The sequence below is a fragment of the Synechococcus sp. PCC 6312 genome (genome assembly GCF_000316685.1).
Classification (GTDB): Bacteria; Cyanobacteriota; Cyanobacteriia; order Thermosynechococcales; family Thermosynechococcaceae; genus Pseudocalidococcus.
The window spans coordinates 3,275,103-3,291,123 of sequence record NC_019680.1 but is presented as its reverse complement, the minus strand read 5'-3'; the positions used below and the strand labels follow the sequence as shown (position 1 = coordinate 3,291,123).

Here is a 16,021-nt window from a genome sequence, read left to right as displayed (position 1 = left end):
TTTTAGGATGGACATCGTGGTGCAGGGCAATCTGGAAAATACATTGATGTAAATAAATTTTTATGTTTATAATCCGTACAGTTCATCAAGATTTATATGGTAGTTGTTAAGGTTCAGTAACGTTTTATGAAGCCCCGGATTTTGGTCATTGATGACGATCCAGCCATTGCCGAGCTTGTCTGTCTCAACCTAGAGCTTGCTGGCTACGATGTCACCCAGGCCGCTGATGGGATTCAAGGTCAAGCCCTCGCCCTACAACTGCTACCAGATTTAATCATGCTGGATTTGATGTTGCCGCGGGTCGATGGTTTTACGGTCTGTCAACGCCTCCGCCGCGATGAACGCACAGCCATCATTCCCGTCTTGATGTTAACCGCCCTCAGTCAAACCCAAGATAAGGTGGAAGGCTTTAATTCTGGGGCTGATGATTATTTAACCAAGCCCTTTGAAATCGAAGAAATGTTGGCTCGGGTGAGGGCCTTGCTGCGGCGCACGGATCGAATTCCCCATGCCGCCAAACACAAAGAAATTCTTAGCTATGGGCCATTGACCCTAATTCCAGAGCGGTTTGAAGTCATCTGGCTCACCAAAAATATTAAACTGACCCGCTTAGAGTTTGAACTCCTCCACTGCCTATTACAGCGACATGGACAAACGGTTTCCCCCAGCGATATTCTCACGGAAGTTTGGGGTTACGATCCCGATGATGATATTGAAACGATTCGCGTCCATATTCGCCACCTACGGACAAAACTGGAACCAGATCCCCGACATCCGAAGTACATCAAAACGGTTTACGGGGCCGGCTACTGCTTGGAATTACCCAACACAGGTGATGAAATTTCTGGGATCAGTATCAAAGCCAATGTACCTGTCTAAATCTTTGTTCCATGGGCTGTTCGCTATTCTGAATCTGTGATGATTATTGAATTAACATCGCTTGACTGGTCTGCTTTGTTGCCCTCAAACCCTTAGAAATCTTGTAACTATAATTTTCTGATTTGAGCCTTGTTTTACCTAAATTTGCAGGGCGAGAGGATACCTTTCCGGCTCACTCCATCGGTTAACGTATTGGATCACTCATTGAGGACTGAATAGAGGCAAGTCGGAACGTAATTTATTGGCAATGCCTAGAGGATTTCAATGATTTCAGAACAGTGTAGGTAATGTGTATAACCTTGAATCATTTTGGAGAAATGAGGCCCTATGATCAAAGGCTAGGGGTTTCTCTGTTGCCCATTACTGGCCACGACACCAGCCAGACTATTTGACCTAGAGGAGATAAAACTTGCCAATTCTGCGCCTTAGCTGCCTCTTATTGCCCAATTTAACTGTACTGAGTTTACTAGGATTTCTGATTAGTGCAGGCCAAGGTTGGCAGAGGGGCTGGCCTGGGATTGGGCATACGCTCAAAGCCCGCTTGTTTTTAGGATTAACGCTTTTATTGATCATCAGTTCTTGGGGGGCGGTAAACCGAGGTGAGGCCTGTTTACAACTGGTTCACTTTATCCCCTTTTTTGTCTTTTTCTTAGGTCTAGAAGTTATTTTCAATCAAAAAAGGGCTTTATTACCAATCTTGGCCGCTGATCTTGTTGTAGGAGCCTTGCCCTTAAATCTGTTTGCCTTAGGAGAATGGTTCATTAAAGCTCTCTATCGTGAATATGGTTGGCCAAATTATGATCAGTGGCCAGTGATTAATGACTATATCAATATCGTCCCAGACCGGGTTGTCGTTTGGTTTGGTGATCCAAATTTCTTAGCGAGTTACCTAGTGATGATCTTTGGTTTAGGCTTAGGGTTATGTTGGCAAGCTCGAGAAAAGCCGATACATTACCCAACTCCTTGGCGAAATGTTGTTCTTCCCTCAGGCTTAATCTATGGAATGGCTGTCATGAATGCCTTAACGATTTTAGCCACAGCCTCTCGAACAGGGTGGGGGGCCATTATTTTGCAATTAGCCTTGTTTGGGATTGCCTGGCAACGGAGGCTAGTATGGCCAATTTTAATGGCTAGTTTGGGGTTGCTCCTGGTGGGCTTATTCAGTGTGGCGGGGGTCAGTGGTCGCCCAGATCTTACGAGTGATCCTCGCTTTAGCTTGTGGCCCCTGGGCTGGCGGCTCATTGTCGAAAAACCTTGGTTTGGCTGGGGGCTAGGCAACTTTAAAGAGCTTTATCCCACAATGACGATGATTCCGAATTATCCGGAACTGGCCCACTTGCATAACTATTGGCTAACCCTAGGGGTGGAAGCGGGCTTACCTGCCATGATTTTACTGAGTGGAATCGTTTTCTGGCTGGCCTGGGGGAATGGAGTTTGGCTTCAATTTTTTAATCCCCACAGTTCTCAAAGCGGCTGGCAATTAGGCTATGGCTTGGGCTTTTTGGGAACGGTTGCCTACGGATTGCTGGATGTGACCTATTTTCAAGCGGCTAATAACGCTTTGGGGTGGTTATTACTGGCTGCTCTAACAGTGATTGGGCAAAAGAGTTCGGCTCCCTATCAGCCCATTAAGATATAACAATTTATATTCTAATTTACTTCTATTTATTCTGATATCAGTAACGCTATAGTTTTTAACTATGACTTGAAACTTGAAAGAGCTTTTAATGATAGATAATCCATCCAAGGTCATGCCATTACGGCGACTATTTTAGCTCATGAACACCTCAGATATATTAACAGCAAGAGGCTTTTCAACTCACTCCTATGCAATCTAAATAGGTAATACGATATGACGTTAGAACCGACAGCAGTTGTCTCGGTGCAATGGTTAAGATTGCGCTTGGGTCAGCCCGGCCTGGTGGTGATTGATTGTCGCTTTTCCTTAAGTGATCCAGGCCTGGGGGAGAGCCACTATCAACAGGGCCATATTCCAGGAGCTTACTATTTACATCTCAATCGGGACTTATCTGGGCCGGTGGAAACCCATGGAGGCCGCCATCCCCTTCCTGATCCAATAACGCTTGGGGAAACCTTAACTAAATGTGGAATTAATGCCGATACCTGGGTCGTGGCCTATGATGATTCTCGCTCCTGCTTTGCGGCCCGTTTGTGGTGGTTACTGCGCTGGTTAGGGCATGATCAGGTTGCGGTGTTGGATGGGGGATATCAAGCCTACTGCCAGGCCCAACTGCCCATTTCTCAAGAAATTCCTGTCCCACAAACAGGGTATTTCCAGCCCAGGCCCCGCTTCGATTGGGTGGTTGATTATCAGTTTGTCAAAGACTATCAGCCAGATCCGAACCGCGTCTTAATTGACTCCCGCGAACCGGCCCGTTACCGAGGAGAAATTGAACCCATTGATCCCATTGCTGGGCATATTCCAGGAGCCGTGAACTATCCTTGGACAGAGATTACTGATCCCCAAGGTTTTGTGAAATCTGTACCGGAACTCCAAGCCCATTGGCAGCAGTTAGACGATTCCGCCGGCCTGGTGGTCTATTGTGGCTCTGGGGTTACAGCCTGTGTCAATCTCTTGGGACTAGAGCTAGCGGGCCGGCCGGGGGCAAAACTGTATGCGGGCAGTTGGAGTGATTGGTGTTCTATGTCATTCAAGTCTGAGACAGTCTAAGACTGCCTCAGACTTCTTTCAGAATAAGGCTTCTAGCTTACTTGAATGTCTAACTGGGTCTTGTTTAGTCTATAGACATCTAGGGGCAAGTGGGGGCACAATAGGGGATACAAATGAGATGCCTTAAAATTTGTGCCACCCGTATGAAGCTCACGGATATTCAAATCAAGGCAATTAAGACAACCGAGAAAACAATAAGGCTATGGGATGGTGAGGGCCTGTACTTAGAGATTCGCCCCCCATGCTCTAAGGGATGGCGGTTTAAGTATCGTTTTCAGGGTAAAGAGAAACGAATCAGTTTAGGGGCATATCCCAAGGTTTCATTGAAAGAGGCTCGCAAACGCCTAGATGAGGTAAAGAGGCTTTTAGCTGATGAAAAAGACCCTTCTAACGAGCGGCAATCCCAGAAACGTTTAACAGCCTTTAATGCTGCAAATACGTTTGAGACGGTCGCTCGCGAGTGGTGGGAAACCATGTCCTCAGGCTGGACAGTATCTCATGCCAAAGATGTTCTGCACAATCTTGAAGTTGATATTTTTCCGTTTATTGGGCATCGTCCCATTGGTGAGATCGAGGCTCCTGAATTACTAGCTGTTTTACAAAGAGTTGTGGCTCGTGGTGTAGTAGAAACCGCCCATCGAGAATTGGGAAATTGTAGGCGGGTGTTTGGGTATGCCTTGGCTACAGGTCGAGCTAGTCGCAATCCGGGAGAAGACCTAAGAGGAGCATTGCCACCAAAACAGCAAGCAAATCATTTCCCCGCTATTACCAAGCTAGATGATGTTGGGTGGTTGGTTAGGTTGATTGATGGGTATTGGGGCACGTTTGTTATCTGCTCTGCCTTTAAGTTGGCTCCTCTGTTCTTTGTTCGACCGGGTGAGTTACGAAGTGCAATGTGGGAGGAGATTAATTTTGAGGCAAAAGAATGGCGTTATCTTTCGACTCAACGGAACGTTGATCACATCGTTCCTTTGTGCAATCAAGCTATTACGATTCTCCAAGAATTGCACCTAGTAACCGGGCATGGTACTTATTTATTTCCTAACAGACGGGATAAGGAACGCCCAATGTCTCATGGCTCGCTTAGTGAAGCGTTAAAAGCATTAGGAATCTCAGGAGAAGAACATACCTGGCATGGATTTCGTACAACAGGCCGAACGATTTTAGAGGAGGTGTTACATTACCCCCCCGGCATTATCGAACTCCAATTAACCCATTGTATTCGTGACCCTTTGGGACGGGCTTATAACAGAACCACATTTTTACCTGAGCGGCGGGAGATGATGCAGGCCTGGGCAGATTATTTAGACAAGTTAAAGGAAGTCTGATGGCTATTGACTTTTTTATTTGGGACTTAGTAAAAGACTTTACTATTTTTAACGCTGCCTGCCTATGGTGTGAGCTTGACCCAAATCGAGTAGATACAAACAACATTCCAAGCAATGTTGAAGCATTGATGGGAGTCATCGAACAAGAAGTAGGTGGGTATCGGGGCGACAAAATCGCTGGTAATAAACTGCGAGTCGGAATTAACCCAAAATTCAGTCGCAGTTGTTCTGAGATGGAGCCAATCCCAGTTAGTCGAGAAGACTTAAGGAAGTGGGCAAAAAGTAAAGATCAATACCCACCATTCTTATTCAAAGAAAGTCGAGTGGTAAGTGGTCTTGAGAAAAAGTTGCACCCCAACGAGCGTAGGACATTATTAGAGATAGTCAAAAGATTGCTGGAATCACAGCATGTAGACATTTCAAAAAAGGAAGCAACAGCCAAGTTTATGTCCTTAGCGGGTATTTCTGATAACACTGCCAGGAAATATCTGAATGAAATGAGAGAACTTGACTAAACCGCATTGCGGTTTTATTTTCCGCATTGCGGTTTTGAGCGATTAAAACATTTCAAGCTGAGCCTGTTGTGTAGTGGAGCAACAGGCTTATGTCTGAACTACCCAAAGACGGCTTCTTACGAATTGATGATGTCCTGAAATTTATCCCAGTGAGTAAAAGTACCTGGTGGGCTGGTGTCCGCTCGGGTAGATTTCCCCGTGGCGTAAAACTTGGCTCAAAAACTACGGTTTGGCGGGTTCAAGATATTCGGCAACTCATCGAAAATCCTACGGGCGGCGGCCCTAAAACGTGCGAAACCCCCACGGACGGCAATCTGTAGGGGTTTCAAAAGTCTTTGTCGAAGGCGGCAAAACCTAACTCAACCTAAGTTTAACCGCCTTTGACTCCAAGTAATACCTATATGGAGAAAAAGGTAATGACTACTACCAAACACAAATCCTATCTCGCTCATCGGGGTCTAACCTCTGAAGACTGCGAGTTACTCGGAATCCGTCACCTGTCCTATGATGAAGCTACAAGCAAGGCTTACGGCTTTGGTAAAGTGGCTGCCAGTCCCGATGGAGTTCTTTTTTCCCCTTTTCTAAAGGGGGAACGCTCGGAATTGCCCGGAACTGGTATGACTCTAAAGAATCTGAGCAGGCACACCTAACCAAGATCAATGAACATCGGGCATCTAAAGACCTTCCACCTCTCACTCACACTGGTAAGTACATTCTGCCTTTACGTGATAAGGCAAAGGGTCTGGTCTATGACCCCACAACAGTTTTAGACCCTGACACTGAGCAGCCTGTCATTCTAGGCACTGAGGACGTGATTGGTGCGGCAAAGGCAGCACTTCGGGGGATTCGGGTTGTCTCAACATTTGGTGTTTGGCTAGGAACGAAGGCAGATATTGAGGCCGGCCAAAAAACGGGTTTTAAGCACCCACTCGCAGGTAAATTCCAAGAGTACCTAACCGACTCTGACGGTATTGAAAAGCCCTCTGTTGCTGCTGCTCTGGTTCGTACAGGTATTTTACTCAAGGTGAGGATTGGTGGCTTTCCTTCTACCAGTAAAGAAAAAGTCGGATTTGATGAGTGGTTGGATCAGAATCCTCTTGCCACGGCAGAAGCCCTAGCTGCTCTTGTTTCTGAGAATGCAATGGGGGTGTTTGAATGGCTGGCTACCTTGCTCCCTAATCATGTGGACTGGCTGAAAGAGCGGGGTCATATTGATACCGAAGCAACGAAAATTGCTGGCATCGTCAAGGAAGCAATTCTCTCTGAACTGTTGAAGCACTTTAGCGTTGCTGATCTTCGGAACAACGGTTTTTATGACAAGGTGCTCAAGCCAACTGGGACAGACTTGAGCGCACTGAAAAAGTACCAATCCCAGGCCGGGCAACAGAAGAAGGAGTCATCTGTCGCTGAGTTGGTGGTAAACCTGTGCAAGAAGGAGTGCTACTTGTTCCATGACTCTGTAAAGGTAGCCTATGTCGATGTGATTGTGGAGGATTGCCGTCACACCTACCCTTTGCGCTCGCCTGAATTTAAGCGATGGGTCGCTCGGCGGATATACGAAATGAGTGGTAAATGCCTCAACTCTGACGGCTTTACCGCTGCCCGCACCACGTTGGAAGCCTTGGCGAACCATGAAGGGCCTGAGATTAAAGTCTGGCTCCGAGTTGCCGAGCATGAAGGCAAAATCTATTTGGACTTGGGCAATGATAAATGGCAAGCCGTGGAGATTGATGCTCAAGGCTGGCGCATTGTGGATCGTCCTCCTGTGCGTTTTTGGCGGCCATCCTCCATGCTGCCATTACCCATTCCTGTCGAAGGTGGCGACCTCAATGACTTCAAAACCCTAATGGGCTTAGATGCTCAGACTCCCGAGGCTAAAAGGACTTGGCTCATGATCGTTACCTTCTGGATTTACTGTTTGACCCCATTTGGCGACTATCCAGTGTTGCTGTTGGTAGCGTGTCGGGGTAGTGGGAAAACAACCCTGGCAGAGTTTCTGAAAAGCACCATTGACCCTTCCAAAGCTTCCCTGATTCATATTTCTGGGGATGCTCATAAGGTTGGGATCACAGGGTCTCGGCGGTGGCTCATGGGCTACGATAACGTCTCCTTTATCTCTGAAGCAGAGTCGGACATCGTCTGCCGGGTTGCGACAGGCTTTGGACACGTAACCCGTACCTTATTCGAGACGGACGGCGAAACTAACTTCGAGTTTTCCAGGCCCCAAATCATTACCGCTATTGATCATGTGGTCACCCGTGATGACCTTGCAGACCGTCTCTTGATGGTGCAGTTGCCAGAGATTGACAAGTCCAAGCGACTGACCAAGCAGCAGCTTAAAGCCAAGCTAGAAGCCATGCAGCCTGCAATTCTAGGCGCATTGCTTACCCTTCCCTCTCAATCCTTAGCGATTCGGGAAACGTTGCCTGATAAGGACTTACCCCGACTGGCTGATTACGGCAAGCTGGCCATGGCAGCAGAACAGGCACTAGGGATTAACCCTGCTAAAGATGAGGGTTTCTTGGAAGTGTTTGAGAAAAACCGTGAACTCTCTCGGCAAGTAGTCTTAGAGGCTTCGCCCCTGGCAGAGGCAATTTCGCTGATGGTTGCGGATCAGGGCAACTTCAAGGGAACGGCCACTGAACTTTTGAGGCAGTTGGAAAACTACGTTGAGGATTCAGTTGTCAGGTCACGGGTCTGGCCCAAGGCGACAAACTCTCTATCCCGCCAACTGAATCGCCTCAAGCCTGACTTGGCTGCTGTTGGCATTTTGATTTCTGCCGAACGGGGAGCTGGAACTGGGACTCGTTTGATTGAAATCAAGGTGCGCCTCAACGAGTTCTAGCACCCTCTTTCAGCATCCCTAACCAGAAAGTTTGATGAAAGTATCGTCACAATCGTCACATCTTCTATCTCTGTTGGGAGAATCCCTGCTTGGTAAGGATTGTGGCTGTGACGATATTTCAAAGAGTATCGTCACGTCATCGTCACAAACTGCTCAAGTATCGTCACGGATTATGAGTATCGTCACAAATATCGTCACAGCTACAAGTGCCTCCAGACAAGGCTTTTAGGCATTCTGTGACGGTTGTGACGATTGTGACGATATTTTTCCCTTCTATCTGTTCCGCCAATTCTAAAGGTTGTTCTGGAGGTCTTTATGGAAAATCTTCATCTTGTTGGTTCTATGGTTTACGGAAAGTTAGGGGTAGCTTATCGGGTTGTAGATGTGAGCAAAGGCTCCATTACCGTAGAGAACCACAATGGTATTTTGTTTGATGTCAATCCTTCTGCAATCTGTAGGTGGGAGACTTCCGAGGAAGTGGCAATGTCTCAGATGCCAGGCTCAAAGAGGCTCTTTCGGCCAAGAGCCAGTTACACCGAGGGACAGAGAGTGGAGGTGTGGATAACATCAAAAAGACGCTGGCTTCCTGACTATTACTATTGCAAACCCCATGAAACACCTCTACTTCATTGGGTGCGGACTGAGGATGCACCGGCTGAAACCAGTGTTGTTGAAGACACCTGCTTGAGACCGTATGGTTCCATGCTCTTTCCGCCTATGCGAAAGCAGGTGAAACTAACTTAAATAGTTCCTGGGGTTTAGTTCCCACTAAGGGATGTGGTCACACTTAGTTTGCTGTTGTTACTAGGATTAACTCTAAATGGGGGGCGAAGAAGGGGACTTAGATGGTGTGCTAAGAGCTGAAACAGATGCAGGTGCCTAAATCTCAGCAGTGTGAGTCTTGTCAGATGAACGCCCACAGCCAGTATTTGGTCTGTGCTATTCATCCCTGTGGGCCGAGCAGTGATGCCTGCCCAGATTATGCCCCGGAGCCAGGTTATGACACCGATCTATGGGAACCTGTTGGGGCTGCCTACTACAACGGGGAGTTGGTTGTCACTCGCCGTGTCGTGTCCGCTGAAAACCGCCTCCACTTATTAGAGTCACATCCATTATTTCGGGCTGTTGTCCCAGATGTGATGACGTTTTCCCCCTGCATCTTCGCCTCCAGCTCACTGGGATTGCCCGAAGTGTGAGTGGATGAATGATTCTGTCTAGGGGGGCTTCTTTTCTGAATTGCGGGCGACAGCAATAGCCTCACCTTGTTACCCATAGACCGTAGATGGTGCTTGCGGGTCTGGCTATTACTGCTGCTGCGGTTAGTCCATGCTCCGTTAGGTAGCGCCGGAGTTACCGAGAAGTCTGGAGGTCGTGCATAACACCCATACTTTATGAAGTGAATGTTCGTAGTTTCGCCCTTCCTTGCCTTGGTAAACGGCTAGCTCCGACTTGAAGTTGTCATAGCTTGTCTCTTCTGCAAGGTCTACCAGGATTGTGCCCCAGTCCTGTTCCCGCTTAAGTCCACTGTCTACTTTTTCCAGACAAGGTCACTCCCACTTTGCTTCTAGTTGCCCGAAAATTCGGGGCGATAGGAAGTCTACGGGTACTTCTTAGTAATTAGGTGACTATGGAGGGTAGTGATATTTTATGACTGTATAAATTATCGTTACATCCCATGTGAAAGTAGCAGAATAAGGCTACGTATTTGACTCGTTGTTGCGACCAGCACTTCTCCAAGGCAATATGGTCTATTAGTCAATGGGGCAGGGTTGTCGCTGAAACTCATGGCTGATTAGCCTATGCTCAACTTGTAAGTAACGTTATCCATGCACATTTTCTAGCGGTGAATTGGAGATTAACCATTGGCAGGCACCGAGAACAGCAATACCCTCAGCCCTGGTCAAATCGTCCATGTGCGTTCGCGCCAATTTTTGGTGGAAGACATCACCCCCGCTCCTGTGGCTACAGGAGACACTCTGGTACGCTTGGCTTGCCTGGAGGATGATGCCCAGGGGGAAACACTAGAGGTATTTTGGGAGCGGGAGGTCGACGCTCAGGTGATCGAAACCTCCTCCTGGGAGTCTGTGGCTCATAAAGGATTTGATCAGCCCCGCTACTTTTCGGCTTACCTCCATGCGCTACGGTGGAACTGCGTTACCTCTACTGAGCCAAAGTTATTTCAGGCCCCCTATCGGGCAGGAATTGAGGTCAAAGCCTACCAGCTAGAGCCCCTACGCAAGGCCCTGCGGATGCCCAGGGTTAATCTGTTTATCGCAGACGACGTAGGCTTGGGCAAAACTATCGAAGCGGGTCTTATTCTGCGCGAGATGCTGATGCGGCAGAAGATTAAGCGGGTAGTGATTTCTTGCCCACCGTCGGTAGTGCGCCAGTGGCAGGAGGAGATGGAGAGTCGCTTTGGTCTCACCTTTATTGTGTTTGACCGTGACTTTGTTTCTACCAAGCGGCGAGAACGGGGCTACGGTATCAATCCCTGGAAGACCCATACCCGCTTCATCATTTCCCATGCACTACTGCGGGATGAGACCTACGCCGCCCCCTTGCGGGATTGGTTGGGTGAGTTTTCAGCAGGGGCACTATTGATTTTGGATGAAGCCCACAATGCGGCTCCGGCTAGCGCTTCTCGGTATGCGATCGACTCCCAACTGACCAAGGTAGTCCGCGACTTGGCTCCCCGGTTTGAGCATCGGCTATTTTTGTCTGCTACTCCCCATAACGGGCACTCCAACAGCTTTGCAGCTCTGCTAGAAATTCTCGACCCCCAAAGGTTTTGCCGGGGGGTGCCAGTGCGCAACAAAAAGCTGCTGGATGCTGTTATGGTGCGGCGACTCAAGCAATATCTGCGAGCAATTAATGAACCCGACTTTCCCCGGCGGGAGATTATATCGGTCATCATCGACGGGTTACCTGAAGATGCTCCAGAGCTAGTGTTGGCTCGGCTCCTGCAAAACTACCGCACCTGTTGCGAGCAGCGGCTGAAAGATTCTCCCCGCTCGGCCCAAACCACCGCCATGCTGGTAATGACCAACCTGCAAAAGCGTTTGCTGTCATCTATTGAGGCATTTGCCCGCACCCTACGCGTCCATCGACGGGCTATTGAGCGCCAGGCCCAGCATAAAGTCACTAGGCAGGGTAGTCTTTCCCTACTGTTAGAGAGTCCTGGGTGCGACGATGACCGGGCTGACCTACAAGAGGAGGAGGTGACTGCTGAAGAAGATAGCCAGATGGAAAAGGCTACCTATGCCGCAGGCGAAGCCATTTCCCGCGAGGAGCTAGAGCTGCTGGAGGCAATGACTCAAATCGCTGAGTTGAACCGACGACAGCCCGACAGCCGAATTTTGACCCTGGAAAATTGGCTGCGGCAGAATCTTGGCCCTAACTTGGGCCAGCCTGGTGCCCACTGGCTCAACCGACGAGTCCTCACTTTTACTGAGTATGCCGATACTAAGCGCTACCTCGAGCAGCAACTTAAGCGCATAATTGCTGGTTCTGATCGTGAAGATGATCGCATTGGCATCTTCCACGGCGGTATGGGCGATGATCGCCGCGAGGAAATCAAAGCCGCCTTCAACGCCGATCCGGCCCAGCACCCCCTGCGAATTTTGATAGCAACCGATGCGGCGCGGGAGGGGGTAAACCTACAAAACTACTGTGCCGACTTATTCCACTTCGATGTGCCCTGGAACCCCAGCCGCATGGAGCAGCGCAATGGTCGCATCGATCGCAAGCTCCAGCGAGCCGATGAAGTGCGATGCCACTACTTTGTGTTACCCCAGCGGCCCGAAGACCGGGTGATTGATGTGCTGGTGCAAAAGACTAAGCGCATCCACGACGAGTTGGGTAGTCTATCACCCGTGATTGAAAAGAATGTCTCGAAACTGTTGGAGAAGGGTATTTGGGCCAACGAGGCTGAGACATTAGCCAGTGCCATCAATGGGGCAGACGAAGCTGACGATGTCTCTAAAGGGCGGAGCGGGGCGATAGAAGAAGAGTTAGAGGCTATCCGGCTGCGGCAAGATAAACTGCGGCAGCAACAGGTGGAGCTAGAGGGGATGTTACGCGACTCAAAAGAGTGGCTAAGCCTGAGTGATCGCCACTTTCGCGATGCTTTATCGGTATCGCTGGAACTAATGGGGGCACCAGGACTTAGACCGCTTTCGGCACCAGAGGACGTAGACAACGATGAGTGTAGTCGCTGGGAAGTACCCGCCCTCGACCAACAATCCGGGGCAGACCTGACCTGGGCCAATACTCTCGACACTCTGCGGGCACCGCGTCAGCGAGGACAAAAACTGTGGGAATGGCGCAAAGAAGCCCCTATTCGCCCGATTGTATTTCGTGATCCGGGGTCTCTAGATGGGGAGGTGGTGCATCTTCACTTGGAGCATCGCATGGTGCAGCGGCTGTTGGGGCGGTTCTTATCCCAGGGTTTTCTATACGATGAGCTGACTCGTGCCTGTATGTGCCGGACTGATGACCCTATTCCTAGGGTGATTATGCTGGGGCGGCTGTCGTTATACGGGGAGAGAGCGGCCCGGCTGCATGATGAAATTGTGACCGTAGCGGCGGAATGGCTAGACCCCCAGGCCAGGGGACGAAGCAAACTGCGGCCATTAACGGAAGGGGAAAAGCGGGATGTCCTACAAATTCTGGAGACATCGCTGGCCAATCGTCGTTTGCAGGAGGTGCCAACTTTATTGATGGATCGGATGAAGGAGTGTACTGCCAGAGATGTGGAGGAATTGCTGCCTCATCTGGAGCGACGTTCTCAGCAGTTGACGGAAAGTGCCAAGCGCAAGTTGACCCAGCGGGGTGAGCGGGAGGCGGTGGAGATGAAGACGTTGCTGGAGGAGCAGCGGGACAGAATTCTGAAGCAGGAGCGGCAGTATGAGACGTTGCAACTGGGCTTGTTTAACCGAGATGAGATGCGGCAGATTGAAGCAGATCGGCGGCACTGGCGGACGCGGGTGGAGCAGCTTGAAGACGAGATTGTGACGGAACCGGAGCGGATTCAGCAGGCCTACACGGTGAAGGCTGAGCGGATTGAACCAGTAGGGATTGTGTATTTGTGGCCTATTTCAAGTTAACCAGAAAAATGAGTTTAAGCCATGAGAATTGACAGAGTTAAAATCAAAAATTACAAGTCCATAACTGACTGCGAATTCCCCTTTTTCAATTACTACACTGCTATATCAGGGAAGAACAATGCAGGTAAGTCAAATTTGTTAAAAGCAATATTTCTCTTCTTTGAGGAAGATGAGGAACTTCCTTTTATGGGGATTGTGAGGGATAAAGAAATTGATTTTGGGAATGATTAACCTCAATGGAAAGAGTCAGGAGAATCAATAGAAATAAGTATCTTTATCACCATCTCAAAAGATCTGGATGCAGGATTGTTTAGATTTATATCCAGATTCCTCGAAAAGGAATGGCCACCTAATGAAATCAAGCTTAAGCTTGGAAAGGTGTTTGAGGAGGATTCATCTCGAGAAAGCGTTTTCATAATAATGGATAATAGCATCGAGGAAGAACCCGTAGAAGATTATTTCGTGGTTCAAGAGATACATAAGAGACTTATATCTTCTGGAGTCTTAGTATTTCACAACTCAACAAAACAAAAAGATAGCTTCTTCTTAGGCGACTCATATAAGGTTTTTGGTGACATTGCTGCAACGCATAAGATGAAACTTAATAACGCCCAAGATAATCTTTTTTAAGGTCTTAAGAACCATTGCTCAAAAGCATAAAGAAGAAATTGTAGATCTTCTTGGCAGATTAGATGATAAATATGAAGTAGAGATTGCCATTCCAAGGATGAACTTGGAGCGATTTCCGATGGCAATTTCTTTGGGAGACAAGAAGCATGGAGTACCGCTTCAAGATTGGGGAAGCGGCACTCAAAACCGAACAAAGATACTTCTGTCTCTTCTTCAAGCTAGGAGGATGAGCCAATCTGCTTCAGAGTCGGACAAGATTACACCCATTATCATAATTGAAGAACCAGAGAGCTTTCTTCACCCATCAGCTCAAGCTGAATTTGGAAAGCTTTTACAGGACTTGTCAAAAGAATTTCAGGTTCAGGTCATAGCAACTACACATAGCCCACATATGTTGAGCCTAGAGCAACCTAACTGCAATCTTCTATTGTGTAGAAAAATTGTAGGCAAACAGCTCCGAGAGACATATAGTACTTTCAATTAAGAAGTAAAGATGAAAAGTCAATGCCGTACAGCATGGATTTGCGCACCCGAGTCGTGACCTTTGTAAAAGAGGGTGGCAGCAAAGCAGAGGCATCTCGTCGGTTTCAGGTGTGTCCGGCAACGGTCTATAACTGGTTGAACCGAGAGGATTTACGTCCCACCGTTGTCAAACGTCGTCAGCGCAAGCTCGATTGGGCGGTTCTAGAACAGCACGTTAAAGACCACCCCAATGCCCGCCTCTGTGACCGAGCAGCCCATTTCGGGGTGAACATTCACGCCATTTGGTATGCCCTGAAGCAGATGAAAATTACCCGAAAAAAACAGCAAAAGTATCGAGAACGCAATCCTCAGGAACGTCAAGTCTATCTCAAGCAATTACAGGAGATTGTGAAGCGACAGGGGTCGAGATGTCTCGTTTACATCGATGAAAGTGGCTTTGACAACCGAGTCTCTCAACCCTGGGGGTGGGCCCAACGAGGCACCAAGCTTTTTGCAGACAGAACCGGAAAACGAGAAAAACGGGAAAATCTACTCATGGCCAGATGCAAAGATGCTCTATTAGCCCCCATGGTAGTTGAGGGAAGCGTTGATGCCGGATGTTTTGAGAAATGGCTGTCTGAGTGGGTATTACCGACCCTCCAAGTCCCGTCCGTGTTGATTTTAGACAATGCCCCGATTCACCGGAAAAATGTGATTCGAGACATTGCCCACCAATGCGCGCATCAGGTGCTCTTCCTACCCAAATACTCGCCAGACTTTAACAAGATTGAGCACGATTTTGCTGCCTTGAAGAAACGAAGACAGTATGCAACGCCAGACACCGCCATTGATGACATTATTCGAGACTATGCCAACCGCAATCTCTAAGACTTATTTGTAATTACTATACTTCTGGGATACAACAAGCCAAGAAAACTGGATGGAACCCTTCGCAGTATCCTTAGGCATAGACAAGGCATCCTTTGAAGAATGGAAAGAAATTATCTTTAAGAACTCAGATGAGTTGCTTCTGGTTGAGGGTGAAATTGATAAAGAGTATTTTCATCTTCTGTCTGAAGGTATGCATGCGGAAAAGAAACTTGACTTAAACGGAGAAGTATTTGTATATGGAGGAGTTGGCTTCTTTGACAATTTAATTCTTCTTAAATTTTTGCTCAATCGCTTTACGCGCATAATCATTACGTATGATCTGGATGCAGACGACAAAGTCTCTAATGCACTTTCAAAGCTTCAATTAAAACGTAATGAAGACTATTTTTCTGTTGGCAAGAATGAATCCGGCAAGAAAGATATAGAAGGATTATTGCCAGATTCTGTGAATAGTGAAGTATTTTCAGAGTTTCCTGACCTTGCTGTTCAGGCAATGGGAAGCGAAAAGAATTTGGCAAAAAGTGCCAAGCAAAAGCTTAAAGCAGAAAGGCTAAAAAAGTTTAAAGAGAAGGCGACCATCGAAAATGGCTACTTTGATGAGTTCTACGTTTTGGTTAGCAAGATCAATAAAGCGATGAAGAAAAAACGTAAATAGCTTTAAATCTACTTAAGTC

13 protein-coding genes are annotated in these 16,021 nt (G+C 48.0%); all 13 read left to right on the top strand.

All coding sequences use genetic code 11. From position 1 onward, the window contains the following. Positions 1–126: 126 nt before the first annotated feature. The 13 genes from SYN6312_RS16005 (at position 127) to SYN6312_RS15930 (ending at position 16,002) form a co-directional block, all read left to right on the top strand. Positions 127–879 carry a response regulator transcription factor gene (locus SYN6312_RS16005; protein ID WP_015125933.1) on the top strand — a complete coding sequence of 251 codons (753 nt, stop codon included), beginning with the start codon at positions 127–129 and terminating at the stop codon, positions 877–879. Positions 880–1,288: 409 nt separating this feature from the next. Next, positions 1,289–2,518: an O-antigen ligase gene (locus SYN6312_RS16000; RefSeq protein WP_015125932.1), complete on the top strand. Its 1,230-nt coding sequence runs from the start codon at positions 1,289–1,291 to the stop codon at positions 2,516–2,518. Between the two features lie 213 nt (positions 2,519–2,731). Next, complete coding sequence (locus SYN6312_RS15995; protein WP_015125931.1) at positions 2,732–3,571, top strand: sulfurtransferase; 840 nt, start codon at positions 2,732–2,734, stop codon at positions 3,569–3,571. A gap of 113 nt (positions 3,572–3,684) precedes the next feature. Further along, a complete protein-coding gene (locus SYN6312_RS15990) occupies positions 3,685–4,899 on the top strand; it encodes an integrase arm-type DNA-binding domain-containing protein (protein ID WP_253276376.1) in 1,215 nt (404 codons plus the stop codon). Beyond that, entirely contained in the window at positions 4,899–5,414 is a 516-nt protein-coding gene (locus tag SYN6312_RS15985; RefSeq protein WP_015125929.1) for a hypothetical protein, read from the top strand. The genes SYN6312_RS15990 and SYN6312_RS15985 overlap by 1 nt, the downstream gene beginning before the upstream one ends. Positions 5,415–5,503: 89 nt before the next feature. Continuing rightward, positions 5,504–5,734 carry an AlpA family transcriptional regulator gene (locus tag SYN6312_RS15980; protein WP_015125928.1) on the top strand — a complete coding sequence of 77 codons (231 nt, stop codon included), beginning with the start codon at positions 5,504–5,506 and terminating at the stop codon, positions 5,732–5,734. Between the two features lie 491 nt (positions 5,735–6,225). After that, entirely contained in the window at positions 6,226–8,259 is a 2,034-nt protein-coding gene (locus SYN6312_RS15970) for a hypothetical protein (RefSeq protein WP_015123648.1), read from the top strand. Positions 8,260–9,167: 908 nt separating this feature from the next. Next, the gene (locus SYN6312_RS18520) at positions 9,168–9,455 is read left to right on the top strand and encodes a hypothetical protein (RefSeq protein WP_253276375.1); all 288 of its coding nucleotides are present in this window, start codon (positions 9,168–9,170) and stop codon (positions 9,453–9,455) included. 666 nt (positions 9,456–10,121) lie between these two features. Then, entirely contained in the window at positions 10,122–13,364 is a 3,243-nt protein-coding gene (gene drmD / locus SYN6312_RS15955) for a DISARM system SNF2-like helicase DrmD (protein WP_015125926.1), read from the top strand. 21 nt (positions 13,365–13,385) lie between these two features. Further along, positions 13,386–13,595, top strand: coding sequence for an AAA family ATPase (locus tag SYN6312_RS15950; protein WP_041430905.1), 210 nt, complete (start codon positions 13,386–13,388; stop codon positions 13,593–13,595). Positions 13,596–13,968: 373 nt separating this feature from the next. Continuing rightward, a complete protein-coding gene (locus SYN6312_RS15940) occupies positions 13,969–14,478 on the top strand; it encodes an AAA family ATPase (RefSeq protein ID WP_083853536.1) in 510 nt (169 codons plus the stop codon). Positions 14,479–14,498: 20 nt separating this feature from the next. Beyond that, positions 14,499–15,344, top strand: coding sequence for an IS630 family transposase (locus SYN6312_RS15935; RefSeq protein ID WP_015125925.1), 846 nt, complete (start codon positions 14,499–14,501; stop codon positions 15,342–15,344). A 52-nt stretch (positions 15,345–15,396) separates the two neighbouring features. Further along, positions 15,397–16,002 carry a hypothetical protein gene (locus tag SYN6312_RS15930; protein WP_015125924.1) on the top strand — a complete coding sequence of 202 codons (606 nt, stop codon included), beginning with the start codon at positions 15,397–15,399 and terminating at the stop codon, positions 16,000–16,002. Positions 16,003–16,021: the final 19 nt, after the last annotated feature.